Consider the following 24719-nt stretch of genomic DNA (forward strand, 5'->3'; position numbering starts at 1 on the left):
TCGGCCAAAGATAATGTTGCAGCCAAAGCACCTTAATGCAGACGAGAAATAAACGGGCTTGTTACCGTTGGTGAGGGATTAACAGCGGGAAAATCAGGATAAAGCGAGGAGAGCAAAACAAGGGAGGACGCAGCCCGTGAAGGGCTACGTCCAGTACTCTTACTTGAGCATGTATTCGATGGCGGCCTTCAGCTCGTCATCGGTACAGGTGGCGCACAGACCCATCGGAGGCATCGCACCCTTACCGGACTTAGCGATGGCCAGCAGTCCGTCGATGCCGCCAGCAGCTTCCATACGAGGAGCCCAGGCAGCCGCGTCCTTAGTCTTAGGAGCGTTAGCAACACCAGCAGCGTGGCAAGTTACACATGCTTTGTTGTAGACAGCTTCGCCGTCAGCAAATACAGCAGTGCTCATCAGAGCAGCGGCAGCAAAAGCAATTACTTTTTTCATAATAATCAACCTATTACCTTCTCAAAAGTGATAGCTCGTGAAGAGCAGTGGAGACTATACCAGAAGTGAGGTTTCTTGAATAACCGGGAATTGGTCTAATTTCCCGAGATATTCGGCCTTAGAGGCCCGATCTCCCTCTCAACTTCGTTCTCCAAATCCTGAAAAATTCTGTCGATGAGCATTGTTGATCAGGCAAGCTGAATGATGCCTTAAGGAAAGCCGGGGCGAGTTTTGGCTCAGTCTAGAGCCAACAGATCCTGGTAGTAATCCGGGTCGTCCCACTCCCGCGGCCCAAGAATCCGCTGCTGGACCATTCCCTGGGGATCGACGATCAGGGTATAGGGATAGACATTGACTCCCAGGGTATCGCTGGCAAATGCCATCTTGGCATCGCTAAGCTGGGGGAAACTGATCCCATGCTCGACGAGAAAGCCCTTCACCGGCTCGGCCTGCTGATCGACATTGACCCCGACGACCACAAATCGCGCCGGGTCGAGCGCCTCGCTCAAACGCTGCAACGCCGGCATCTCCTTCACGCAGGGCGCGCACCAGGTGGCCCACAGATTAACCACCAGGGTTTTACCGGCGTATTGTTGGAAAGATTGTGGCTTGCCATCCAGATCCGGCAGTACCACGTCGGCGATCGACGGTCCGGTCTCGGTCTCCGCTTCCGAACTGCAACCGGCCAATCCGATCATCAGCAGCGAAGCCAGCAACAGCGTGGCACAGCGTTTAATCATCTCCGGTTGAATCATGGCCAGCCCTGCAGTGATCGATGGGAACAGATGGAAATTGAGCGGCATCAAATTATCAGAACAAAGCGGTGATACCAACTGCCGGGCGGATTTAAAACCCGCAATCACTGTGGAATAATCGATCAACTCAACTGTCAGCCATCTCAGCCTGCGATTCTGCCCTATGATCAAACTGCCTACACTTCCGCTGCCGAATTTCCCCATCAGCCAGCTGCCTTTTTCCGCCCTGCCGATCTCGGCACCCAAGCCGGCACTTCCCGCCGAGCTGCTGAAGAAAGTCTCCGTTAAAGCGATGCAGCAGGCCGGTAAGATCCCTTTCCCGGTACAGCGCAAAGTGATGCTCAACCTGATGGAGCAAGCCTTCGCCGAGCCTTTAGAAGACGGCGACTTCGAATTCCTCGAAGGCAAGTGGCTGAAAGTTGAGATCAGCGACCTGCAGCTGCGTTGGTTCTTCAGCTACAGCGAAGAAGATGGATTGATCGCCAGCCCTGACGAGATCGAAGATGCCGGCATCCGCGGTAACCTGAAAGAGTTCGTACTGCTGGCGACCCGCAGCGAAGACCCCGACAGCCTGTTCTTCCAGCGCCGCCTGATGATCGAAGGCGATACCGAAGTCGGGCTGGAAGTGAAGAACCTGATGGATAGCGTCGATCAGGACAGCCTGCCGCCGATGATCAAACTGATCCTCAACAAGGGCGCGCCGCTGTTGAGCAAACTGCTGTAATACCTAGATACTTACAAACAAAAAAGCCGCCCGGATAGACTCCAGACGGCTTTTTGTACTTGCGATTAGGCTTACACCAAAGGCTGCCAACTGGATGCAATCACCGGAGCAAGCTGATCCTTCGCCTCTTGAGGCACAACCGCACCATCACCCGCGGGGACATCAAACTCAGCCATGGCGTTGACCAGTTGGTCGACAAGATTGTTGGTCAGCACTGAATCCGCTGTTTCAATTCGCTCGATTTGGTAGGAGCTGCTGCTGTACCAGTTTTCGATGCGAATTTGATCGCTGTTGCCAATGGTATCGATTACCAGGTCGTTGGCGTCTCGGGTGAGCCACAACTCTTCAGAGCTTATACCTCCACCAAATTCAATAACATCCGTCGCGCTGTAACCGCCGTTATGATCATTGATTACATCCTGACCATCACCGCGATTAAAGACGTAGGTATCCGAACTTGCATACCCTTCCAGACGGTCATTCCCTTCTCCGCCTATCCATCGAACGTGGTAATTTCTCTTCAGAGAGGCATTGGTCCGGCTGGTTAGCAACAGATCATCCCCCGCACCACCATCCAAAATGTCATCCCCGTGGCTTACCTTCAGGTAGTCATTACCATCACCTCCACGAAGTATGTCATCCGCAACCGTTCCGGATTGTGCTATCAGCGTATCGTCACCTGCGCCGCCATCCAGTAAGTTGCTCCCCCCTGAGGTTGTAATGCTGTCATTGCCTTCACCACCATACAGTTCGTTATTGCCAGCATTGTCAGTTAGGGTATCGTTGCCTCCTTCCCCGTAGAGCACATCACGTTGATTAGAGCCCTCCATCACGTCATCGGCATCACTTCCATGCCAGACAGAAACGATCTCCATCAGCTCAGCATTCGTCAAACTGCTGCCATCGGCAAAGTTCAACAACTCAATCTGATAAGCGCTATCTGACAACGCATTTTCAAGAGTGATCTGATCGTTCGCGATGCCATCAGGATCACTGATCTGTAGCACCAGATGACTTCCATCCCTTACCACCGAGATATGTTCACGAGTAATACCCTCACCAAATTCAATAACATCCGTCGCGCTGTAACCGCCGTTATGATCATTGATTACATCCTGACCATCACCGCGATTAAAGACGTAGGTATCCGAACTTGCATACCCTTCCAGACGGTCATTCCCTTCTCCGCCTATCCATCGAACGTGGTAATTTCTCTTCAGAGAGGCATTGGTCCGGCTGGTTAGCAACAGATCATCCCCCGCACCACCATCCAAAATGTCATCCCCGTGGCTTACCTTCAGGTAGTCATTACCATCACCTCCACGAAGTATGTCATCCGCAACCGTTCCGGATTGTGCTATCAGCGTATCGTCACCTGCGCCGCCATCCAGTAAGTTGCTCCCCCCTGAGGTTGTAATGCTGTCATTGCCTTCACCACCATACAGTTCGTTATTGCCTACGATAGCGGATATGCTGTTATCCATAGCATTACCAACAACAATTCCAGCCTGGCTTAAAGTATGATCCGTTGTATCTTCTAACAAGATTGCAATGCTATGTTCCTCTAGCAATGCTTGAACTGCCGGGGTTAATGCTGAGGCGGTGCGTAGTTGGTCGGCGAGGAAAGTATTGAGATTCCAGTTGCTCTGGTCTAACGAGTTATCCGTAACCTGATTCAGCTCCAGCAGATTGGCAACAGCATTTTCCGGGGCTCCTGAAAGCTCTGAAGAGAAAACCCCTTCCATCTCCCCAAAATCTAGTGCTAGCTCGCCATCTAACACCTGCAACCCAATCGAATCGACATAGGGTTTCAGGCGGGTTTGCATCAGCAGGGCGTCGTAGACGGATTGGCGCAGGCTTGAATAGGCTTGGTCGAGCAGGTCGTGTTGGGCGCCCGAGAGGGTGCTGGAGCCGTCGGTGGCTACGATGGTTTGGGCATTGCCGAATTCGTTATTATTGAAGACTTCCAGAACCTGCAGTTTATCCAGCATGGTCGTGGCCTGACCGGTGGCGTAGTCGCCCGTGTAGGCGCGCTGGTCACCGGGGTTGGAGGTATTCCATTCCTCAAGGCGTTCGGACAAGGTGTCGAAGTCGGCGCTGTTGGCCCATTCGATCAGCAGGTTATCGAGCAGGGCTTCCTGCTCCGTTTTACTTCCCGCGGCCGCATATTGGCTAAGAATGGCCGCCAGCGCGGGACTGAGGGCGGCGGCCTGGCGCAGGTCGCGCACGGCGCCGGAGCCGCGCATGTCGGGTGACCCTTCCAGCTCTTCCGGGATCGCAACTGTATCGGTAAATTCACGATGGAAGAGATTGGAAGCCAGATCCAGATCAGCCATATGCCCCGTGGTGCCGTCGGTGCGGGTGAAGCTGCCCGACAGCTGTGAGGTATTGCCGTCGCCATAATTAACGTTGTTGCTGCTGGACTGAACGGAGAGACTTTGGACTCCGGCTTCAGCCAGCGTCAGTAGTTCGTCGGCCTGGCTGATACCATCGCTGTTCAAGTCACGCCAGACTTTGAGGTCGGCAAACTGGCCGTCGGCGGCATCAACCACGCCGTCACCGTTTTGATCCAGATCCGCCAATGCGGCAAAGCCGTGCTCCGCGGTGCTACCGTCCGCCAACAGCGTACTGTCGCCGAACAGTTCGGCACCGTTATCGATGGTACCGTTGCCGTTACGATCCAACACCAGCAACCCATCATCGGAAGCGACCCAACCGGTGGCGTGCTTGATACCGTCGCCATCGTGATCAAAGAGTACGGAGCCATCGGTGGCGAGGGTTTCAATCCCGTCGCCGTCTAGGTCTAGGGTTAAGGGATCGCGACGACGGGGTGGTGGGGCGGTCCAGGATTGGGCATCGTTAAAGCCTGTACTGGTAAACTCGTGAATCCGACATGCAGTAGGTATAAATTTTCTTTCAGACCCGCGATTATAAACAGGATCAATGTTGGAAATTATATACTGATCAATTGAATCTATCCTTTCAACTGTATTCTTCAGATACCCATCCAAAAACTGATCAAAATATTCTTCCAAATCAATTTGATAAACATCGTCATAAGGAATCAGCTCTAGTAAAGATTCAATTACCTCTGATCGAGATCTAAAGTACAATCTATCAACAGCCTCTTTATTTTCTGGCGTCTGGTCATTCATATAATCAGCACAAGCTTGCTCAAGAGCACCGTCAGCCTTTATTGCCTCATACAAATCCTCAATTGAGTTTGCTATAATTGACTCGTAATTCATTTTAGCCTCCTTTGCTTATCAAAATATTCCATTTCCTTTTTTGCGTTATTACTTCCTAATAACGCAGCCTGTTTTGTAAGTTCTATTCCTTTTGACACGTCTTTCTTAACACCCAAACCCGATAAATAAAGAGAACTTAGCTGATATATCGACTCTGATTCAGAATGAGAAGCACCCTCCCGAAATAACATCAAAGCCTTTTTGTAATCTTTATCAACGCCTTTACCGTCCAGATAGAAACGACCAATACGACTTAATGCGATATGTATCCCTGCTTCTGCTGCCATTTCATAATATTCTTTACTTATCACATAGTCTTTATTTCCTCCTGCACCATACTCATACATCCTAGCCAAGTTGTAGATTGCGAAAACATAGCCATTACCAGCAGCAATCTCATACCACTTCCTAGCTTGTACTAAATCCCAATCTACCCCCCACGCTTTATGATAAAATACGGCTAAGTTATATTGAGCCTCTACCAAACCATCTTTCGCAGCTTGTTCCATCCAATAAAAAGCCTTCCCCTTATCAGGGTCAACAGCTATTCCATTAAGATAGATAAGTCCGAGATTGAATTTAGAAAATGAGTCACCTAGCCTTGCAGACTCATGAATACTACCTATATTAATTTCATGAGGTTCACTAACATCAATTAGCAGATCAATATAATCACAGTAACGACTGCAGTTATGATCATCAGCAGCTAATACCCCTAATGGTAAAAAACCAACAAGAATAAAAACAAAAGCCGCAAATTCTTTTTTCATAACCAACCCTCAAACCAACACCTATCACACAAAAGAGACCTATAGTAATTATTTATCTTTTTACACAGTAGCTGCTATCTTTCCCTAACACTCTCCTGCCGATACCTCAGCAGCGGTGCCAAAAAGTATTCACTTAATCGTCGTGTTCCAGTTTTAACTTAGTCAAAGTAGTCAAAGGGGTCAGACCCCATTCCTATAGGGCTTCCTGTTCCGCTTTGCTTCCCGCCGCCGCATATTGGCTAAGAATGGCCGCCAGCGCGGGGCTGAGGGCGGCGGCCTGGCGCAGATCCCGCACCGCACCGGAGCCGCGCATATCGGGCGAGCCCTCCAGCTCCACCGGGATGACAACGGTGTCGATATATTCGCGATAAAAAAGGTTGGAAGCCAGATCAAGATCAGCCATATGCCCTGTAGTGCCGTCGGTACGAGAGAAGCTGCCCGACAGCTGCGAGCTGTTGCCCTCGCCATAATTAACGGTGTCGCGGAATGGCTCAACGGAGAGGCTTTGCACACCGGCTTCGGCCAGCGTCAGCAGCTCATCGGCTTGGCTGATACCATCGCTATTCAGATCACGCCAGACTTTGAGATCGGCAAACTGGGCATCGGCGGCATCGACCAGGCCGTCACCGTTTTGGTCCAGATCCGCCAGCGCGGCAAAACCGTGCTCGGCGGTGCTACCGTCCGCCAACAGCGTACTGTCGCCGAACAGTTCGGCACCGTTATCGATGGTACCGTTGCCGTTGCGGTCCAACACCAGCAACCCATCATCGGCAGCCACCCAGCCGGTGGCATGCTTGATACCGTCGCCGTCGTGATCGAAGAGCACGGAGCCATCGGCGGCGAGGGTTTCTATACCGTCTCCGTCGAGGTCAAGGGTTAGCGGATCGTAGTGGACAAGGGGAGCGGTCCAGGATTTAGCGGAATTAAAAGATTGATTGACTGATTGATCAATATCGGACCATCCGTCAAAGTTATCAGTGTCTGATTCTACTCCTAAAACTCCGAACTTTGATGTCATATCGGATAGTACCGAATCTAGACTATCTGATATTTGATCAACAGTGTCCCCAACAGCGTTTGCAATATCAGAGATAGAATCACTGATATCAGATGCAAATTCATCCAGGCCCTCCCAATACTCATCTGGAATTGCCATCACTGCCATAGATAACCCTAGTGCAAAAACCTTCAATGCAGGGTGTGGTGCATAAGTAGTAACAGCCCCTGCTAGACCAGCAATGAAATCTGCAATATCTTTTGAAGATGCTGACCCATCATTTATTTTAGACATTAAGCTTGCAAAGCTAGCTGCCGAGCCTGCTACAGAAAGGCTATGGTTAAATGCTATTCCAAACGTTTCTCCAAACTTTGATACTTGATCTATAGGAATAGATTCAAGAATCTTAACTGATTGGCTTATTGTTGTTGAAAGCGCCCCTATATTATCTAGAGGACCACTATTTTGATCAGAAAGATCTTGAATAGATTTAATTGTTGAGACACCATCCTTGAACTCACCAGATGCCTCAATTAAAGCCTGAGCATGTTCCTTAGATAATATAACTATTGTCATAACTCATCATTGAATGTCATTTCAAATATTCTTAAACATAGAGCCTAACACCCCTCCAAAGAGGAGAGCTAACCATGAGCATATTAATACCTGAAGCCATAGCGGAATTATTTCTTTATTAACAACCTGTTTTATAAATCCTAACAAAACCAAAACCCCAATCGTGACCAACAAAGTTGAGACCAGATTTAAAAATAAACTCTCAACTTTTCCTGAAAAAAACACTCCCAGAAAAAGGCCTATAAACAATAATATAAAGTATATAGCCTGTATCAAAAACTGAACCGTTGTCATAATTTTAATTTCACACCATTTATTTAATAAATAAAACTCATCTTTCCCTAACACTCTCCTGACGATACCGCAGCAAGGGCGCCAAAAAGTATTCAATTAATTGCCTTGTCCCGGTTTTAACCTCAGCGGTCACAGCCATCCCCGGTATTAATTGTACTTTATTCCCTTCCACCTTCAGCCAGTCTTGATCCATTAACAGTTTCATTTTATAGATCAGTCCTTTCTCTTCGTCAGCCAAGGCATCGGCACTGACTTGGATAACTTCGGCCTCGATCAGGCCGTATTTGGTGAAGGGGAAGGTGTGGACTTTGATGGCGGCATCCATCTGTGCGCGGATAAAGCCGATATCTTTGTTGGCCAAGTAGGCTTCGACCACCAGTGCTTCTTCACGGGGGACGATCTGCATCAGTGGTTGGGCCGGGGTGACGACTTCACCGGGGGAGGCCAATACTAGCTCTTTGATGATGCCGTCGACCGGGGCGTAGAGGACCTGTCGTTGATTGCGATCTTGGGCTTTGCTTAGTTCTTCGGCCAGTGAGCGCTGTTGACGCCGACTTTCGGCCAGGGCTTCGAAGGCTTGGGCGCGGCTTTGGGATCGAAGCACCTGCAGTTGGGCTTGGGTCTCCTGTAATGCAGCCCGTAGTTGGCGCTGGCGCGCCTGCTCTTCGACCAGCTCCAGCTCGTTATCGACCCGTTCGGATTCCAGCTCCAGGTATTGATTGCGGGCGGCCATTTTGCGCTCGCTGAGCTGTTTCAGCGCGTCGGCTCGCTCGCTGATCAGCGGCAGGGTGGATTCCAGCCTGCGGATACGCGCCTGACTGGCGTCTTTATCGGCCAGCTTGGCGGCCTGGGTGCGCTTTAGCGCCTGGGTCTGGGCCTGGTATTGGGCCCACTGTTGATCGAACAAACTCTGGTGCAGTTGTCTCTGGGGTTCGGAAGCTTGCTGTGGCCAGATAATCAGTTGGTCGCTGGTGTCGGCTTCAGTGTCAGAACTAGCCAACCGGTTGGCCAGGGCTTGCTGGCGGGCCAGGTTCAGTCGGGTGGTGAGGAGTTCGTGTTGTAGGCGTTGTTGGTCGGCCTCGGTCTGGGTGGCATCCAGCTCCACCAGCGGCTGCCCTTGAATCACCGCTTCGCCATCTTTGACCAGAATTCGGCTGACTACACCTTTTTCCAACGGCTGGATCGGTTTGATCTTACCGCTGGGGACGATCTTGCCTTCGGCCACAGCGACGATGTCGACCTTGCCGACACAGGCCCAGGTCACACCGATCAGAAACAATCCGATCAGGGTCCACATCATCACCCGCCCCATCGGCGACGGTGGCCGGTCCTGGATTTCCAGCGCCGCCGGTAGAAACTCCAGCTCGTCACGGGCGATATGGTTATCACCGAGGCTGCCGCGCCGTTGCCAGGCATTGATCAGTGCGCGTATCGGGTTCATTCGCTGATGCCCTCCACGGTGGATTGGGCTGCAGTGGTTTGAGGCTGGTGCGGCTGATCGACTTCTCTTTGCGCCGCTCGACGCCGGGCCGCCGCGTTCGGCAGGCTGGACTGGAAGCTGTTAAGACGGGCGTATTCGCCTTTCTGTGCCAACAGCTGCTCATGGTTGCCGGACTCGATAATCCGCCCCCTGTCCATAACGATAATCCGATCGCATTGACGCACGGTGCTGAGCCGGTGGGCGATGATAAACAGGGTGCGGCCCCGGCTGATGGCGGCCATGTTGTCTTGAATAATCCGTTCGGATTCGTAGTCCAGTGCGCTGGTCGCTTCGTCGAAGATCAGGATTCGGGGGTCGGCGATCAACGCCCTGGCAATAGCGATACGCTGGCGTTGGCCGCCGGACAGGTTGCAGCCGTGTTCGCCGACCGAATTATCGTAGCCTTCGGGTAGTTCCAGAATAAATTCATGCGCACCCGCCAGTTTGGCGGCATGGACCACGGCCTCCATCGGCAAACCGGGGTTGGCCAGGGCGATATTCTCGCGGATCGAGCGGTTGAACAGGAAATTCTCCTGCAGCACCACACCGATATTTCTCCGCAACCAGGCCGTGTCGACCATCGCCAGATCGACGCCGTCCACCAGCACCCGGCCCGATTCGGGCACATAGAGCCGCTGCACCAGCTTGGTCAGGGTGCTTTTGCCGGAGCCGGAGCGACCGACGATGCCGATGACTTCGCCCGGGCGCACCTGCAGGTTGACGCCGTTCAATATCTGCGGCCCGTCGGGGCGGTAACGAAAGCCGACATGCTCGAAACTGACCGCACCTTTAAGGCTGGGCAGCGTACTGCGGTTGGGGTTGTAACCCGGCTCGCGGGGGGTATTGAGGATATCGCCCAGGCGCTTGAGCGAGATACCCGCCTGCTGGAAGTCCTGCCATAGCTGTACCAGCTTCAGGATCGGCCCGGTAACCCGCCCGGCGATCATGTTGAAGGCGATCAGTTGGCCCACCGACAGCTCACCGCCGATTACCAGATGGGCGCCCCACCAGATAATCCCCAGCGTGGTCAGTTTGCTGATAAACCCGGCAATCTGGTTGGCGATATTGTTTAGGTTCTGGCTACGGAAAGAAGCGGTGACATACTTGCTGAGTTGATCTTCCCAACGCCGCTGCATCTGCGGCTCCACCGCCATCGCCTTGAGAGTTTCGATACCGGTGACCGACTCCACCAGAAAGGCCTGGTTTTCGGCCCCATGCTTGAATTTCTGGTCCAGCCGGTGGCGCAGGATCGGGGTAATAAAGATCGACAGCAACGCATAGCAGGGCAAGGTGGCCAGCACGATCAACGTCAGGGTCGGGCTGTAATACCACATCACCGCAAAGAACACGAGGGTGAAGGAGAGGTCGATAATCAGCGTCAGCGCGGTACCAGTGATGAAGTTGCGGATGGTCTCCAGCTCACGAACTCGGGCGACACTCTGCCCCACCTGGCGGGCTTCGAAATAGGCCAGTGGCAATGCAGTGAGGTGATTAAATAACTTGGCCCCCAGCGCCACATCGACCCGGTTGGCGGTATGGGCAAACAGGTAATGACGCAAGCCGCCGATGGTAGCCTCGAAAAACGCCAGCACAAAGAAGCCGAATGCGAGCACATCCAGGGTGGTAAAGCCCTGGTGGACCAACACCTTGTCCATCACTACCTGGAAAAACAGCGGTGTGGCCAGCGCGAACAGCTGTAGGAAGAACGAGGCTATGATCACCTCGGTAAAATGCTTGCGATACTTCAGCAGCGCCGGGATAAACCAGCTGAGGTTAAACAACCCCTGCCCTTGTCCCTGTCCGCCACGCAACGCCAATCGAATCAGTTCGCCGGACCAGAGTTCTTCAAACTCCTGCTGATTTAGGGTTTGGGGTGCCCGCTGACCAGGCTGCTGTATCAAGACTCGCCAGTCAGCTTTATCGGCACCCGGTTCGGGTTCCGATACCTTGGCGACAATAAAATAATTGCCGTTGCGATCCCGGCCGATGGCCGGTAACGAGCGTGGCTGCAGGCCTTGAAGCGTGGTAGTGGATTGCTTGGCGCGAAACCCCAGAGCTTTGGCGGCCCGTAACAGATCTTGGGTATCCAGCGGTTGCTGGTCGCGGCCAAACTGGTGCTTGAGCTGATCCGGTTCGGCCGGAAGGCGATGAAAACGGGCTATAGAGACGAGGCTGTATAAGCCGGTGTCTAATTCTGGAGAAGATGGCTGCTCCGAATTGGTTGAAGCAGCCTGTGCAGAACTCAGCATATACAACATCCTTGTTGCTGATCACAATGCCGGACTCCATCCTGGGTCCATTTAATGATACAAAATATCTCACACCATTAAAGCGCGCACAACTTACTGTTTTAGATGCGCAAAACCTTATTTAACAGTTAGTGTTACGTAGCAAAACTGAAGTGCTTCAACAGCCCAAACTGCGGATCCAGTGTTATAACGTTTCTTTTAGCTCAGGCCAGTGTTTATCACCCTTCTGGATATAGCCGGGAATATCCTTGGACCAGGTTTTCTGCACCGACTTGGAGTAGTTCAAATACAGCTTGCCGTCGACAATCGTCCAGGCCGACGGGTCGATGCTGGCGGTGTAGTTGTTGGCCACCGCGTAGGCACAGTAACCGCCATACTGGGGGGCATAGGCGGTCGGATTCTGAATAAAGCGATCGCGGTTTTCCGCACTGCTGAAGCGCCAGTTGGCACCCTGCCATTTGTAGGAGTAATCACTGTCCCCACGAACGGGTTTGGATTCAGTGAAGTAGGCCACCGGGTCGTAGCCTTCGATGGCGTTGTTGCCCCAGCCCTGGGTATTCACCGGGCCGGCCTGAACGCTGCTCCAAAGCAGCAAAGAGGTCAGCAGGACGAGCAGAGATTTCATTCGGATGCTCCTGATTAGAACGGATTTGGGAGCATAGACGGTTGAAATCGTCATTTGTTGCAGCGCTGATTCCGACCAAGAATCAAACCCGCAATAAAAAAGCCACCGGGGTCGGTGGCTTTCTGAATCGGGATGCCCTGCGGATCAGGATTGGTGAGTATTCACCAACCCGGCATCGTCGTACCAATAACCGTTGACCGCATCCTGCGGGATGATCGGAATCTGATTCGAGTTACCGTCCAGTTGATCGCGGAACTGCTTGATCACCGACGCCATCTCCTCACCCTGCGGACTCAGGCGAACGATATCGACCCCGATCCGTTTCATCTCGTCCAGCTCCGGCAACAGGTTGTAGGTCTGGCCGGACAGGGTCTGGATACCATTGATGGTGAACACCTCCTGGTCTTCCTGACTGCTCATCGGCAGGCCGTCGGGGTATTCCAGGCAGACATATTGGCATCGATCTTTGGGCAGGTTTCGAGCCCGGGCGGTGAAGCAGCGCGCCGAATAAGCCAACGGCATCAGTCCGTAGCTGAACACTTCGGTCTCCAGCTCGCCATCGATTCCCATCGATTGGGCATCGGTCAGGATATCGGCCAGTGCCTTGCCGGACAGTTCCACCGGCATGACCCAGCGGCGCATGCCGTTGTCGTAGAGGTTTTTCAGGGTACGGGCGTTGTAGATGTTGATCGAGGTGCCGGCCACGAACGGCAGCTTGCGCTCGGCCATCAATTGCACCGCACCGATGTCGTTGGCTTCGATCATCAGTTCGCCGTTGTCGCACAGCCGACGCAGGGTTTTCAGCTCTGACTCGGCTTCGATCAGCGCCAGCGAAGACAGCACGATCTGCTTGCCGGCCGCTTTGCCCGGCTCTTTACCCGACTGCGCCAACTCCTGGCCCAGCTCGATCCACTCGGCAGTTTTCAGCTCACGCCGCTTGGAGCAGACGCTCTCGCCCAGATAGATGATATCGACCGGTTGCTCGATCATGTCGCGATAAAAATTGTAGACCCGTTCGCGGTCCCAGAAGAACAGTAGTGATCCCAGTGAAAGTTGCATAGTGACCTCGATTCTCCTGCATTACTGCCACGGGCGCGAATAAGCGCCCAGGGTGGTTTGGGTGCCTTCGGATACCCCACCCAGTGTTGCCATCCACTCCGGTTTCGGGCTGTAACCCGCCGGATTCGCCTGCATTGCGTCGATCGCCTGACGCCAAACGCTGACCACCTGCTCGACATAGGCCGGGCTACGTTGACGACCTTCGATCTTGACCGCCCCGACGCCGACTTCACGCAGCTCCGGCAGCAGTTCCAGGGTGTTCAGGCTGGTCGGCTCCTCCATCGCGTGGAAGGTATGTTCACCCACCTGGAATCGGCCCTTGCACAGGGTCGGATAGCCGGCTTTCTCGCCCGGCTCGAAGCGGTCGATCAAGACATTATTGAGACGGGTTTCCAGTCCGCCATCATCCTGCTCTTCCCAGCGAACCGCATGGGCCGGAGAACAGGCGCCGCACTTGTTGGGCGACTGGTCGGTGATGTAGGAGGACAGGTGACAACGGCCTTCGGCCATGATGCACAGCGAGCCGAACGCGAACACTTCCAGATCCACCGGACTCTGAGCCGCCACCTGGCGTACCTGAGCCATCGACAGCACCCGCGGCAACACCGCGCGGCGGATATTGAACTGCTGCTGGTAATACTTCAGGCTCTCGTAGTTGGTCGCCGACCCCTGAACCGATAGGTGCAACGCTAGTTCCGGGTGTTTTTCGGCCGCATAACCCAGCACGCCCATATCGGCGGCGATCAGGGCATTCACCCCCAGATCGGCGGCCATATCCACCGCCGCCTGCCAACGATGCCAGCCTTCGGGTTGGGGATAGGTATTCACCGCCACGAACACCTTGACCCCTTTATTGCGGGCATAGTCGAGCGCCCGGTGGGCCTTTTTGTCGTTGAAATTCAAACCAGCGAAGTGGCGGGCATTGGTATCGTCTTTGAATCCGATATAAACCGCATCGGCGCCGTTATCGACCGCGGCTTTGAGAGACGGGTAGTTACCCGCCGGACAGACCAACTCCATAGTTAATTCCTAAGTTAGCTGATTCCTAAACTGATTGGTTGCTACTGCAGAGCAATTGGCCGCCAAGCCGGACTGGAAGCCGTCACCTGAAGGCGAGTCAAAATTACCCGAGCATATAGGTCAGGCAAGGTAGCAAAGCCGCCCTGAGGCTCCCATGATCCTTATCAATTTGAGCCGCCCGCCCGTACGACGCCCACCGCCAATCTGGAAACTGAATTCATAGCCAGCCGCAGCGGCCTGACTCTCAAGAGATGACAATCATACCCAAAAACCATTCAATTCATAGGGCTAATTAAATCCAGTTTTTGTTCGAGCGCAGACGCCGTGCCGAGCCAGGTCAGCCAGGCCGGGACGCCGTTGGAAACAGAGAATGAAAGTGAATTTAACAGGATGGAAACAGGCAGCGGTCTGTCTCGAACAGAACCGCTGCGCAGAGCCGGATTACGCCAGCTCGGAGAAGGGGATAAATTCGACCAAATCGCCCGGTGCAATCTGGGCATCGGCCGGAATCACCGCGTAACCCTCGGCCCAGGCCACCGACGTCAATACTCCAGAGCTCTGGTTGGTATAGGGCTTGAGCACCAGTTGGCCGTCCTGTTCAACCCGACGGACCCGCAGGTATTCACGACGCTTTTGCGCTTTGCTGCGCTGGTAGTCGATCGGCAGCATCACCGACTTGGGATGCAGCTCACCGGCGCCCTGCAGTTTCATCATCACCGGACGGGCCAGAACCTGGAAGCAGAGCATCGCCGATACCGGGTTACCCGGCAGGCCGATAAACGGGGTTTGACCCACACGACCGAACGCCAACGGTTTGCCCGGCTTGATCGCCAGTTTCCACAGGCTGATCTCGCCCAGTTGCTCGACCGCCGCCTTGATATGGTCCTCTTCGCCCACCGACACACCGCCGCTGGTGATCAGCAGATCGGCCTTTGCGGCAGCACCCTGCAGCGCCTCGATGGTCGCCGCACGGGTATCTTCGATGGTTCCCAGGTCGATCAGCTCCATGCCCAGCTGCTGAATCAATCCGGTCAGGCTGTAGCGGTTGGAGTTGTAGATCTGTCCCGGGCCGGCAACTTCACCGGGCTGAGCCAGCTCATCACCGCTTGAAAGTAGCGCAACCCGCAGCGGACGGTAACAGGGCAGCTCGGCGATACCGATGCTGGCCAACACCCCCAAGTGCTGCGGTTGCAGTCGGGTACCGGCCTTAACCACGGCATCACCATTGGCGATATCCTGTCCCCGCCGGCGGATATGGTCGCCCAGCGGGATCTCGGTTGGCATCTTGACCTGCTCGCCGTCACGCTCGGTATTCTCCTGCATCACCACCGCATCGGCTCCCTCGGGGACCGACGCGCCGGTAAAGATTCGGGCCACGGTACCCGGCTGCAGCGGCTCAGGATCGACCCCGGCCGGAATACGCTGGCTGATAGTCAACGGTTTACCCGCTGCGGCCGCCAGATCGGCCACCCGCACCGCGTAACCGTCCATCGCGCTGTTATCGGCCGGCGGCACATCCAATCCGGCGCATAGATCTTCAGCCAACACCCGCCCGAGGGCGGCGGTCAGATGAACCTTTTCAACCGGTTGTTGGCCACCCTGAACCGAATCCAGCAACTGCGCCAACGCCTGCTCAAACGGCATCAGGCCCGGCTGGCTGCAGCAATCGGTCAACGGCTTATCTCCACCTTTACCGCCGCATCCGCTCATGAGCGCACACCCTTGCAGTAACCCGAGCCTTTCACCGATACCATCTCTACAAAGTTGCACGGCTTATGGCGGGCATCGAGTTGTTCGCGAATGATGCCGTCCCAGGCCATCCGGCAGGCGCCGGTCGAACCCGGCATACAGAAAATCACGGTCCGGTTTGCCACCCCGGCCACGGCCCGCGATTGAACCGTTGAGGTGCCGATCTGCTCGTAGGACAGCTGTCGGAACAGCTCGCCGTAACCTTCGATCTGCTTGTCGAACAGCGGCATCACCGCTTCAGGCGTGGTATCGCGGGCGGTAAAGCCGGTACCGCCGGTGATCAGCACCGCCTGGATCTCCGGATCGGCGATCCACTGGGAAACCTTGGCACGCAGTTGATAGACATCATCGGGGATGATCGCCCGATCACCGGTGTGGTGACCGGCCTCTTCCAACCGCTCAACCAGGGTATCACCGGAAGTGTCGTTGTCCGGCGTACGGGTATCGGACAAGGTCAGCACGGCGAGAGTCAGGGGGACGAATTCGGTATTGGCGTGGTGGGCCATGGGGGACAATCTCCTGTTTACGGCTTGCCGCAGACGGACGCGAAGCTGCGGTCGAATCCACAGATTGTGTCAGCCCCCTCAGTCGTTGACAATGTCTATCCGGATTCAATCACGAGCACGAATTAATATGGATCAAATCTGTCGGATCGACGAAATCGAAGAGGGCCAGAGCAAGGGTCTGGACTGGGGCGAGCACAAGCTGATCGCGGTCAAACACCAGGGCCAGCTGTACCTCTATCTGAACCGCTGCCCCCATCGCGGCATTCCACTGGAGTGGCAGCCGGACCAATTTCTCGATCTGGAGCGTCAGTTTATCCAGTGCTCGACCCACGGTGCGCTATTCCGGATCGAAACCGGCGACTGTATTCAGGGTCCCTGCCAGGGCCAAGCCCTGCAGCCGATCGAATTCAGTCTGCGCGACGGGGAGGTCTGGGCCGATCCGATCCCGTCAGAACCGAACTGAGCTGCGGCCTCGACGATCCGCTCAAGCCGGTCACCGGCTTAATCCAGTCGCACCGGCAGCTGGCGGACCAGTTCGATCCGCTCCGGGCTAATCTCGGCCTGATACGCCAGCAGTTCAACTCCGGCCTGCTGGGCCTGGCGCAACGCCTGACCATAGGCCGGGTCGATCTGATCGGCAGGTTCCACCGCTTCGATCCCGGTGTGGGGAACACAGAACAGCAGCACCGCGCGATGCCCTTGGGCCACCATCTGCTCCAGCTCACGCAGGTGCTTGCGCCCCCGTTCGGTGACCGCATCGGGAAAGCGTCCTACACCCTCTTCCTGCAACAGCGTGACCTGCTTCACCTCGACGTAACAGTCCGGTCGTCCCTGCGGCTGCTGCGACAGCAAGAGATCGATCCGGCTGTTCTCCTCGCCGTAGCGCACCTCCCGGCGCAACTGGGGATACCCCTGCAACTCGGCAATCCAGCCGTTGAGGATCGCCTCCTCCACCAAACCGTTGGCCCGGGCGGTATTGACGCTGGCCAGGTACTTGTCTTCGACTTCAACCAGCTCCCAGGTACAGGGATACTTGCGCTTCGGATTGAGCGAATCCCGGTACCAGACCCGACTCCCGGGTTCGGCACAGTTCCGCATCGAGCCAGTGTTGGGGCAGTGCAGGGTCATCAGGGTGCCGTCAGCCAATTCGACATCGGCCAAAAACCGTTTATAGCGTTTCAGCAATCTGGCCGGTTGCAACGGCTGCTCGTATTTCATCTAAAATTCCCTGTGGCTTGGGGGCTAAATTGGTTACCGATACCAACCCGCGACCAAAGTTCAACAGCGCTAAAGCCCTAGTAAAGCTGCGTCATTTTCACTTCCACTGCGCCCCTAACAGCGCTATAAGGATTAATCGGAAGCGGCTGCACTGGCGCACCGGATACTTATCTGTTAGTTTCTTGCGCCTGTTTCGGATCAGCTATTATTTGATCCCGCAGCATGGAATCAGACCAACGCCGAATCGGACGTTGGTGAATGGATTGATCGCGGCGGCGTCCGCATGGTTTTTATAAGAAGTGAGGCAGACTATGCCAGATAAAGAATCACTGCTGAAACACTACGAGCCGTACCAGCCTGCTGAAGGCGAAGAGTACATGAATGAACCTCAGCTCGAGCACTTCAGAAACATTCTGAACGCCTGGAAACAGGAGTTGATGGAAGAGGTCGACAGCACCATCAACCACATGCAGGAAGAAGCGGCCAACTTTGCCGATCCTTCCGACCGCGCCAGCCAGGAAGAAGAATTCAGTCTGGAGCTGCGTACCCGTGATCGTGAGCGTAAGCTGACCAAGAAGATCAATGAAACCCTCGAGCGCATCGATGCCGACGATTATGGCTTCTGCGACTCCTGCGGTATTGAGATCGGCATCCGCCGACTGGAAGCCCGCCCGACCGCCACCCTTTGCATCGACTGCAAGACTCTGGCAGAGATCAAAGAGAAGCAGCTGGGCAGCTGATAAGCAGGTGCCGTCGCTCCGGCAGCGGCACCGTTACTTGCTCCGCGCACTTTGACTCAGCACGCCACTGCGGCCACCGACTACATCGGCCGCTTCGCCCCCTCGCCCACCGGATCACTCCACTTCGGCTCACTACTGGCCGCGCTGGCGAGTTATCTCGACGCCCGCAGCCAACAGGGCCGCTGGCTGGTTCGAATGGAAGACCTGGATCCGCCCCGGGAGGTCCCCGGTGCTGCCGACCAGATCCTGCACACCCTGGAAACTTTCGGTTTTGAATGGGATGGCCCGGTCTGGTACCAGAGCCAACGGCATCCGGATTACCAACAAGTTCTCGAGCAACTGATCGCGACCGGTGCCGCCTACGGCTGCGACTGCTCCCGTAGTCAAATCCTGTTACGTAAAAGCCGCGTCTATGACGGCTACTGCCGCCAGCGCCAGCCGATCGAGTCCGATCTACCGCTGGCGATCCGCCTGTGCGTCGACGACGAAACCATCGTCTTTACCGATGCGATTCAAGGGCCACAACGACAGCAGTTGGCCACCGAGGTGGGCGATTTTGTGATCCGTCGCCGTGACGGCCTGTTCGCCTACCAATTGGCGGTGGTGATCGATGACGCAGCCCAGGGGGTCAACCAGGTGGTCCGCGGTTACGATCTACTCAGCTCCACCGCCCGGCAGATCCATCTGCAGCAACAGCTAGAGCTGCCGACACCGAGCTATGCCCATATTCCAATACTGGTGAATGCTATGGGTCAGAAGCTGAGTAAACAGACCTACGCCAGCGCCATCGACGCCACCAATCCTGGCCCAAGCCTATACCAGGCGTTGCAGCTGTTGGGGCAACAACCCCCAGAGTCGTTGCGGCAGGCGCAAGCCCATGAGATCCTGACCTGGGGTTGCGAGCACTGGCAACTGACCCAGATCCCGCGGCAGCCGCATCTGCCCGAATCCCTGCTCGAAACTGAACACCGCTGACGGTCAGGAGGAACCCGCCCTTGTCGATGTACCGTTTGGTCGCCGTACTGGTGCTGAGCATCTACCTGCTGTCACCGAGTATGATCGACTCCTGGAGCAACATGGAGCGCCCCTGGTACTCCCCGTTCATGATCTGGTTGACCCTGATCGGCGCTGTTGCTTGGCTGGAACATAAGCGGAGCAGCGATGATCTTTAGTCTGCCCCTGCTGTTTTCGATCAGCGCCGGCTTTTTGCTGTTGCTGTTCGGCATCGCAGCCGCCACCAATCGCAACTATATCTCCAAGCGGATCTCGAGCCACCCGGCCGTATTTATTGCCGCGCTAGGGGTCTACGCCAGTGCCTGGACTTTTTACGGCACCATCGGGCTGGCACAGAACTACGGCTACGCCTACCTGGCGGCCTACTTCGGCGCCTCGCTGACCTTTGTCCTGGCGCCGGTCATCCTGCAGCCGTTGTTGCGGATCACCAAGTCCTACCAGCTCAGCTCGGTGGCCGACCTGTTCGCGTTCCGGTTCCGCAGCCAACTGGCCGGCACCCTGGTCACAATCCTGATGTTGTTGGCCAGCCTGCCGCTGATCGCGACCCAGATTGAGGCGGTCACCGACAGTATTCGGCTGCTCTCGGGGGAACAGAATACCGACCTGATCGCGATGGCTTTCTGCGCCACCACGGCGCTGTTCTCGGTATTGTTCGGCACCCGTCACCCGTCGGTGCGGCATCGAACCGCCGGACTGGTAACGGCGATGGCGGCCGGCGTGGTATTCAAACTGGTTGCGATGGTCGCGCTGGGACTGTTCGCCATCTACGGCGTATTCGGCAGCAACGCCGAGATGGAGCAGTGGCTGGCCAACCATGCCATCGAAGCCACCTCACTGTATAAACCGGTCGAAGGCGACTACTGGCGCACCCTGCTGTTCGGGTTTATGGCCTCGGCGGTGGTCGCCCCCCATATGTTCCACCTGCTGTTTACCGAAAACAGTGATGCCCGAGCGCTGAACAAGGCCAGCTGGGGCTTTCCGCTGCTGCTGTTACTGCTGTCGGCGGCTATCCCGCCGGTGCTCTGGGCCGGGCTGGCGCTGGATATTCCAGGACGACCGGAATATTTCGGCCTGCTGCTGGGGCTGCACACCAACGCCCCCTGGCTGACGATGCTGACCTATATCGGCGGTCTGGCTGCGGCCGCCGGTTTGATCATTCTGTGCACCATCGCACTGGCCGGGATGGTGCTGAACCACCTGGTGCTGCCCTACGTCAGCAATCACAACAGTGAACCACTCTACAACCGCCTGGTGCTCAACCGTCGCCTGCTGATACTGCAGATCACCCTGCTCAGCTACCTGTTCTACCTGGCCACCAATGGTCGCGCCGAGCTGCACCATATGGGCTTGATCGCCTTTATCGCCTTTATGCAGTTCCTTCCCGGCCTGTTGGCCACCCTGTTTTGGCCCGGCGGCAACCGGCAGGGCTTTATTCTGGGCCTGTTGCTGGGCATGGGGATCTGGCTGATGTCGATGCTGATGCCGCTGTTACCGGAGAGCTCGCGGGTTGCGCTGGAGCTGAACAGCGGTAACTGGCACGAGGTTGCCACCCTGGCGCTGGCGGCCAACGTGATCGTGTTCCTGATGATTTCGTCGCTCAACAAACCCAGCCAGGCTGAACGCCTGGCCGCCAACTCCTGTGTTCTTAGCGCCCTGCACCGGCCCCAAAGCACCCGTCCGCCACTGGCCGACGTGCCTGCGCTGATTCAACACCTCAGCGAACGGCTCGGTGACGACGTCGCCCATCGCGAGGTTGCCGAAGCACTGCAACAGCTGCAGCTGTCGGAATCCGAAACCAACCCCCAGGCGATCGAACAGCTACAGGACCAACTGGAGCATAACCTGTCGGCGCTGCTGGGCCCGGTGGAGGCGTTCTCGGTGATGAGCCTGGAGGCCAGCGACAACAGCGGCTACCGGCGCCGGGACATCCACCTGCTGGAAAGCCACCTGGAGCAATCCCGTAGCCGCCTGTCGGGGCTGGCGGCCGAACTCGACGAGTTGCGGCAGCTGCACCGTACCACCCTGCAGCGCCTGCCCGTCGGGGTCTGTTCGCTCGGTGAAGCCGGCGAAATCCTGTTGTGGAATGTGGAGATGGAGCAGTTCACCGGCGTGCCCGGCTCCCAGGTCATCGGTCACCGGCTGGAGATACTGCCGCCGCCATGGCGTGAACTGCTGAGCCAGTTCGCCGAACAGCCGAGCAACCAACTGCTCAACCAGCGACTGACAACCGACAATCAGGCGCGCTTCTTCAGCCTTCACAAGGCCTCGCTGCACGAACAACGCCTCGGTGCGCTACCGCCGACCCAGGCCAACAGCCTCTACAGCAACCGTCTGCACCCCCACGCCGGTCAGGTACTGCTGCTGGAAGACCAGACCGAAAACCAGTTGTTGGCCGACGAGCTGGCCCACAGCGAACGCCTGGCCTCAATCGGCCGCCTGGCGGCCGGCGTAGCCCACGAGGTCGGCAACCCGATCACCGGTATCGCCTGCCTGGCGCAGAACCTCAAATACGAAACCGACCAGGATGAGATAAACCAGACCGGCGAACAGATCCTGCAACAGACCGCCCGGGTCGACAACATCATCAAGTCGCTGATGAGCTTCGCCCATACCGGCACCCAGTACCGACCGGGATCCCAGCAGCGGCTGTCGCTGCATCTCTGCGTCGAGCAGGCGATCGAACTGGTCCGCCTCGACAGCCGCCGCAAACAGCTCAACTATCTCAACCTGTGCCCTCCGCAGTTGCAGCTCCACGGCGATATGCAACGACTGCTGCAGGTGTTCATCAACCTGCTCAACAATGCCGCCGACGCCTCCGAAGACGGCCAGAGCATCCGGATTGAAAGCGAACAGACCGACGACAGCCTACTGGTTCATATCGTCGATCAGGGCAGCGGGATTCCCAAGGAACTGCAGAGCCGCCTGTTCGAACCCTTCTTCACCACCAAAGAGCCCGGCGAAGGCACCGGCCTTGGATTGGCGCTGATCTACAACATCATCGAAGAACATTACGGCAGCATCCAGATTGAAAGCCCCGCCGATGTTGCACAAAATAGAGGGACCCGGGTCACCCTGACCCTCCCCCGGGCCCAGGACCTCACCGGCAGTAACCGAGAAAACGATTGATGAGCAACATCCTGATCGTCGAAGACGAAGACGTAATCCGTACCGCGCTGAAGAAGCTGCTCGAGCGAAATGACTACCAGGTCAGCATCGCCGGGTCGGTCGATCAGGCGCTGGAACAGTTTCGGCTCGACGACTTCGACCTGGTCATCAGCGACCTTCGGTTGCCGGGCCGAGAGGGCACCGACCTGATCGAACTGGCCGGCCAGACCCCGGTACTGATCATGACCAGCTACGCCAGCATGCGCTCGGCCATCGAAGCGATGAAGCAGGGCGCGGTCGACTATATCGCCAAACCGTTCGACCATGAGGAGATGCTGCAGAGCATCGCCGCGATTCTCAGCCAGAGCGCAGCCGCTCAGCAGCCAGCCCCGGCGCCGAATACTCCAGCAGCGGACGACAGCAGCCCTGGCGATGAATCCGACGAGCTCAGCGCCGGCCAGATGCTGGGACGCAGCCAGCCGATGCTGGAGCTGTTCTCACGTATCCGCAAGGTCGCCCGTACCGATGCCACCGTATTGATCCAGGGCGAATCGGGCACCGGTAAAGAGCTGGCCGCCCACTCGATCCATCAGCAAAGCCAGCGCCACGACGCACCGATGATTTCGGTGAACTGCGCGGCAATCCCGGAAACCCTGATCGAATCGGAACTGTTCGGCCACGAAAAAGGCGCCTTTACCGGCGCGGTCAACACCCACCGGGGCCTGATCGAAGCGGCCAATGGCGGCACCCTGTTTCTGGACGAGATTGGTGAACTGCCGCTTGAGGCCCAAGCCCGCCTGCTGCGGGTACTGCAGGAGGGTGAGATCCGCCGGGTCGGCTCGGTGCAACCGATGCAGGTGGACATCCGCCTGATCGCAGCCACCCACCGCGACCTCAAGGCCCTGACCCGGACCGGTAAATTCCGTGAGGACCTGTTCTACCGACTCTACATTATGGAGATCGCGATGCCGCCGCTGCGCGATCGCGGCGAAGACATCATCGAACTGGCCAACAAATTCCTGCTCAAGGCCTGCGCCCGGATGGGCTGCGCGGCGATGCAGCTCTCCCCTCAGACCCGCCAGGCGATGCTCGCTTACCAGTGGCCCGGTAATGTCCGGGAGCTGGAAAATGCGATCGAACGGGCGGTGATTTTGAACGAAACCGATCAGATCACCCCGGAGCTGTTAGGGCTGGACCCACAATACAGTGCCCGTCAAACGGAACAGAGCGCTACGGAGGCCTACCGCAGTCCTTCGGTGAGTCATGAAAAACCGGTCGGCGAACCTTTTATGGACAGCGACAGCTCAACCCAATCGGCCGCCCTGTCTCTGGAGGACTACTTCCAGCGTTTTGTGCTCGACAATCAGGATCAGATGACCGAGACGGAACTGGCCAAGCGGCTGGGTATCAGCCGTAAGACCCTCTGGGAGCGTCGTCAGAAACTGGGCATCCCAAGAAAGCCCAAGTAATTCCCCAACACCATTCTGAATACGGCAACCGATGCCGGTCTGCCGTTCCCCACCCGCTCACCCTGCGGGCCCTGCAACTATTTTTATTTCAGCCCTCAAGTTGTCGGACCGGCGCTACGTTGCTCCTGTTCCTATCGCCAGTCCCCAACAGCCTCCCAACCGTGACAAACTGATCTGTGGACCGAATTGCAGGAACGGGACGACACAGCGACGACAACCCCCTAACCAAAAGTCTAATTGCCCCACAGGACGATTCTAGAAGCCGGGAAAAGTGTTACGTAACAACACACCCAACTGTTACCCTCACGGTTACAAGGGGTAACACTTCCCCACCCAAAACCTGGCATAAATGTTACCTATGCCAAGATATATTTTTTAAATAACTGTTATTAAAGGTTTTTTATAAGTTGGCACAGCGCCTGCTATAGTTATTCGCAACAACAACAAGAAATCCTGTACCTAGAACTCAATAAAAATAAAAAGGGTTCAGTGGTAACGGGAATGTTCCAAACAAAAATAACAAATGGAACACCGCTGGCCGCTTTTGGAAATGGTTGCCTTCGATTGCAGTAACGGGAATAAAAATAACAACCCGTTTAGCAATCCCTACTCACCATCCTCCGAAGCGGCTGGCCCTCTTTCATTCCTTAGGCACTCCCCCTCTGCCTCAC

The 24719-nt window shown here is 56.0% G+C and carries 21 protein-coding genes; 7 read left to right on the forward strand and 14 right to left on the reverse strand.

Translation table 11 applies throughout. The annotated features are described in order from the left end of the window. Nucleotides 1-159: 159 nt before the first annotated feature. Entirely contained in the window at nt 160-450 is a 291-nt protein-coding gene (locus tag DV711_RS18080; protein ID WP_114697155.1) for a c-type cytochrome, read from the reverse strand. Between the two features lie 236 nt (nt 451-686). Next, on the reverse strand, nt 687-1253 hold the full coding sequence (locus DV711_RS18085; protein ID WP_165840166.1) for a TlpA family protein disulfide reductase: 567 nt from the start codon (nt 1251-1253) through the stop codon (nt 687-689). Nucleotides 1254-1368: 115 nt separating this feature from the next. Here DV711_RS18085 and ubiT point away from each other — a divergent pair, with 115 nt between their 5' ends. Next, nucleotides 1369-1929 (forward strand): ubiquinone anaerobic biosynthesis accessory factor UbiT, encoded by a 561-nt coding sequence (gene ubiT / locus DV711_RS18090; RefSeq protein ID WP_207802686.1) that lies wholly within the window; start codon nt 1369-1371, stop codon nt 1927-1929. Nucleotides 1930-2000: 71 nt separating this feature from the next. Here the strand turns inward: ubiT and DV711_RS18095 are convergent, their stop codons facing one another. From DV711_RS18095 to moaB, 11 genes are all read right to left on the reverse strand, one after another. Next, a complete protein-coding gene (locus DV711_RS18095; protein ID WP_133297486.1) occupies nt 2001-5177 on the reverse strand; it encodes a calcium-binding protein in 3177 nt (1058 codons plus the stop codon). Beyond that, nucleotides 5174-5947, reverse strand: a complete 774-nt coding sequence (locus DV711_RS18100) for a tetratricopeptide repeat protein (RefSeq protein ID WP_114697158.1) — start codon at nt 5945-5947, stop codon at nt 5174-5176. Before DV711_RS18100 ends, DV711_RS18095 begins: the two co-directional genes overlap by 4 nt. A gap of 193 nt (nt 5948-6140) precedes the next feature. After that, nucleotides 6141-7520, reverse strand: a complete 1380-nt coding sequence (locus tag DV711_RS19410) for a hypothetical protein (RefSeq protein WP_133297487.1) — start codon at nt 7518-7520, stop codon at nt 6141-6143. A gap of 21 nt (nt 7521-7541) precedes the next feature. Next, on the reverse strand, nt 7542-7868 hold the full coding sequence (locus tag DV711_RS19530; protein WP_165840165.1) for a hypothetical protein: 327 nt from the start codon (nt 7866-7868) through the stop codon (nt 7542-7544). Continuing rightward, nucleotides 7852-9255 carry an HlyD family type I secretion periplasmic adaptor subunit gene (locus DV711_RS18115; RefSeq protein WP_114697161.1) on the reverse strand — a complete coding sequence of 468 codons (1404 nt, stop codon included), beginning with the start codon at nt 9253-9255 and terminating at the stop codon, nt 7852-7854. The genes DV711_RS19530 and DV711_RS18115 overlap by 17 nt, the downstream gene beginning before the upstream one ends. Next, on the reverse strand, nt 9252-11543 hold the full coding sequence (locus DV711_RS18120) for a type I secretion system permease/ATPase (protein WP_114697162.1): 2292 nt from the start codon (nt 11541-11543) through the stop codon (nt 9252-9254). Before DV711_RS18120 ends, DV711_RS18115 begins: the two co-directional genes overlap by 4 nt. 184 nt (nt 11544-11727) lie before the next feature. Continuing rightward, on the reverse strand, nt 11728-12168 hold the full coding sequence (locus tag DV711_RS18125) for a YHS domain-containing (seleno)protein (protein WP_114697163.1): 441 nt from the start codon (nt 12166-12168) through the stop codon (nt 11728-11730). Nucleotides 12169-12312: 144 nt separating this feature from the next. Continuing rightward, the gene (locus DV711_RS18130) at nt 12313-13227 is read right to left on the reverse strand and encodes a U32 family peptidase (protein WP_114697164.1); all 915 of its coding nucleotides are present in this window, start codon (nt 13225-13227) and stop codon (nt 12313-12315) included. A gap of 21 nt (nt 13228-13248) precedes the next feature. Further along, nucleotides 13249-14247, reverse strand: coding sequence for a ubiquinone anaerobic biosynthesis protein UbiU (gene ubiU / locus DV711_RS18135; protein ID WP_114697165.1), 999 nt, complete (start codon nt 14245-14247; stop codon nt 13249-13251). A 441-nt stretch (nt 14248-14688) separates the two neighbouring features. Continuing rightward, nucleotides 14689-15957 (reverse strand): molybdopterin molybdotransferase MoeA, encoded by a 1269-nt coding sequence (locus DV711_RS18140; RefSeq protein WP_114697166.1) that lies wholly within the window; start codon nt 15955-15957, stop codon nt 14689-14691. Beyond that, nucleotides 15954-16502 (reverse strand): molybdenum cofactor biosynthesis protein B, encoded by a 549-nt coding sequence (gene moaB, locus DV711_RS18145; RefSeq protein WP_114697167.1) that lies wholly within the window; start codon nt 16500-16502, stop codon nt 15954-15956. Before moaB ends, DV711_RS18140 begins: the two co-directional genes overlap by 4 nt. Nucleotides 16503-16629: 127 nt before the next feature. Here moaB and DV711_RS18150 point away from each other — a divergent pair, with 127 nt between their 5' ends. Next, nucleotides 16630-16965: a Rieske (2Fe-2S) protein gene (locus DV711_RS18150; RefSeq protein ID WP_114697168.1), complete on the forward strand. Its 336-nt coding sequence runs from the start codon at nt 16630-16632 to the stop codon at nt 16963-16965. Between the two features lie 38 nt (nt 16966-17003). On the opposite strand, the gene sfsA is transcribed toward DV711_RS18150, so the two are convergent. Next, the gene (gene sfsA / locus DV711_RS18155; protein ID WP_114697169.1) at nt 17004-17720 is read right to left on the reverse strand and encodes a DNA/RNA nuclease SfsA; all 717 of its coding nucleotides are present in this window, start codon (nt 17718-17720) and stop codon (nt 17004-17006) included. Between the two features lie 311 nt (nt 17721-18031). Here sfsA and dksA point away from each other — a divergent pair, with 311 nt between their 5' ends. Genes dksA through DV711_RS18175 form a run of 5 tightly spaced genes read left to right on the forward strand, consistent with a single transcriptional unit; the run spans nt 18032 to nt 24048 of the window. After that, nucleotides 18032-18460 (forward strand): RNA polymerase-binding protein DksA, encoded by a 429-nt coding sequence (dksA, locus tag DV711_RS18160; RefSeq protein WP_114697170.1) that lies wholly within the window; start codon nt 18032-18034, stop codon nt 18458-18460. A 51-nt stretch (nt 18461-18511) separates the two neighbouring features. Further along, the gene (gene gluQRS / locus DV711_RS18165; RefSeq protein WP_114697171.1) at nt 18512-19435 is read left to right on the forward strand and encodes a tRNA glutamyl-Q(34) synthetase GluQRS; all 924 of its coding nucleotides are present in this window, start codon (nt 18512-18514) and stop codon (nt 19433-19435) included. Nucleotides 19436-19461: 26 nt separating this feature from the next. Next, complete coding sequence (locus tag DV711_RS19535; protein ID WP_165840167.1) at nt 19462-19632, forward strand: hypothetical protein; 171 nt, start codon at nt 19462-19464, stop codon at nt 19630-19632. Next, nucleotides 19622-22600 carry a sensor histidine kinase gene (locus tag DV711_RS18170; RefSeq protein ID WP_114697172.1) on the forward strand — a complete coding sequence of 993 codons (2979 nt, stop codon included), beginning with the start codon at nt 19622-19624 and terminating at the stop codon, nt 22598-22600. The genes DV711_RS19535 and DV711_RS18170 overlap by 11 nt, the downstream gene beginning before the upstream one ends. Next, nucleotides 22600-24048 carry a sigma-54-dependent transcriptional regulator gene (locus DV711_RS18175; RefSeq protein ID WP_114697173.1) on the forward strand — a complete coding sequence of 483 codons (1449 nt, stop codon included), beginning with the start codon at nt 22600-22602 and terminating at the stop codon, nt 24046-24048. The genes DV711_RS18170 and DV711_RS18175 overlap by 1 nt, the downstream gene beginning before the upstream one ends. Nucleotides 24049-24719: the final 671 nt, after the last annotated feature.

The organism is Motiliproteus coralliicola, assembly GCF_003345655.1.
Classification (GTDB): domain Bacteria; phylum Pseudomonadota; class Gammaproteobacteria; order Pseudomonadales; family Balneatricaceae; genus Motiliproteus; species Motiliproteus coralliicola.

Bases quoted from the DNA above. Each gene is read 5' to 3' on its own strand.
- DV711_RS18080 (WP_114697155.1), bottom strand. From the start codon at position 450: ATGAAAAAAGTAATTGCTTTTGCTGCCGCTGCTCTGATGAGCACTGCT.
- DV711_RS18085 (WP_165840166.1), bottom strand. From the start codon at position 1,253: ATGCCGCTCAATTTCCATCTGTTCCCATCGATCACTGCAGGGCTGGCC.
- ubiT (WP_207802686.1), top strand. From the start codon at position 1,369: ATGATCAAACTGCCTACACTTCCGCTGCCGAATTTCCCCATCAGCCAG.
- DV711_RS18095 (WP_133297486.1), bottom strand. From the start codon at position 5,177: ATGAATTACGAGTCAATTATAGCAAACTCAATTGAGGATTTGTATGAG.
- DV711_RS18100 (WP_114697158.1), bottom strand. From the start codon at position 5,947: ATGAAAAAAGAATTTGCGGCTTTTGTTTTTATTCTTGTTGGTTTTTTA.
- DV711_RS19410 (WP_133297487.1), bottom strand. From the start codon at position 7,520: ATGACAATAGTTATATTATCTAAGGAACATGCTCAGGCTTTAATTGAG.
- DV711_RS18115 (WP_114697161.1), bottom strand. From the start codon at position 9,255: ATGAACCCGATACGCGCACTGATCAATGCCTGGCAACGGCGCGGCAGC.
- DV711_RS18120 (WP_114697162.1), bottom strand. From the start codon at position 11,543: ATGCTGAGTTCTGCACAGGCTGCTTCAACCAATTCGGAGCAGCCATCT.
- DV711_RS18125 (WP_114697163.1), bottom strand. From the start codon at position 12,168: ATGAAATCTCTGCTCGTCCTGCTGACCTCTTTGCTGCTTTGGAGCAGC.
- DV711_RS18130 (WP_114697164.1), bottom strand. From the start codon at position 13,227: ATGCAACTTTCACTGGGATCACTACTGTTCTTCTGGGACCGCGAACGG.
- ubiU (WP_114697165.1), bottom strand. From the start codon at position 14,247: ATGGAGTTGGTCTGTCCGGCGGGTAACTACCCGTCTCTCAAAGCCGCG.
- DV711_RS18140 (WP_114697166.1), bottom strand. From the start codon at position 15,957: ATGAGCGGATGCGGCGGTAAAGGTGGAGATAAGCCGTTGACCGATTGC.
- moaB (WP_114697167.1), bottom strand. From the start codon at position 16,502: ATGGCCCACCACGCCAATACCGAATTCGTCCCCCTGACTCTCGCCGTG.
- DV711_RS18150 (WP_114697168.1), top strand. From the start codon at position 16,630: ATGGATCAAATCTGTCGGATCGACGAAATCGAAGAGGGCCAGAGCAAG.
- sfsA (WP_114697169.1), bottom strand. From the start codon at position 17,720: ATGAAATACGAGCAGCCGTTGCAACCGGCCAGATTGCTGAAACGCTAT.
- dksA (WP_114697170.1), top strand. From the start codon at position 18,032: ATGCCAGATAAAGAATCACTGCTGAAACACTACGAGCCGTACCAGCCT.
- DV711_RS19535 (WP_165840167.1), top strand. From the start codon at position 19,462: ATGTACCGTTTGGTCGCCGTACTGGTGCTGAGCATCTACCTGCTGTCA.
- DV711_RS18170 (WP_114697172.1), top strand. From the start codon at position 19,622: ATGATCTTTAGTCTGCCCCTGCTGTTTTCGATCAGCGCCGGCTTTTTG.
- DV711_RS18175 (WP_114697173.1), top strand. From the start codon at position 22,600: ATGAGCAACATCCTGATCGTCGAAGACGAAGACGTAATCCGTACCGCG.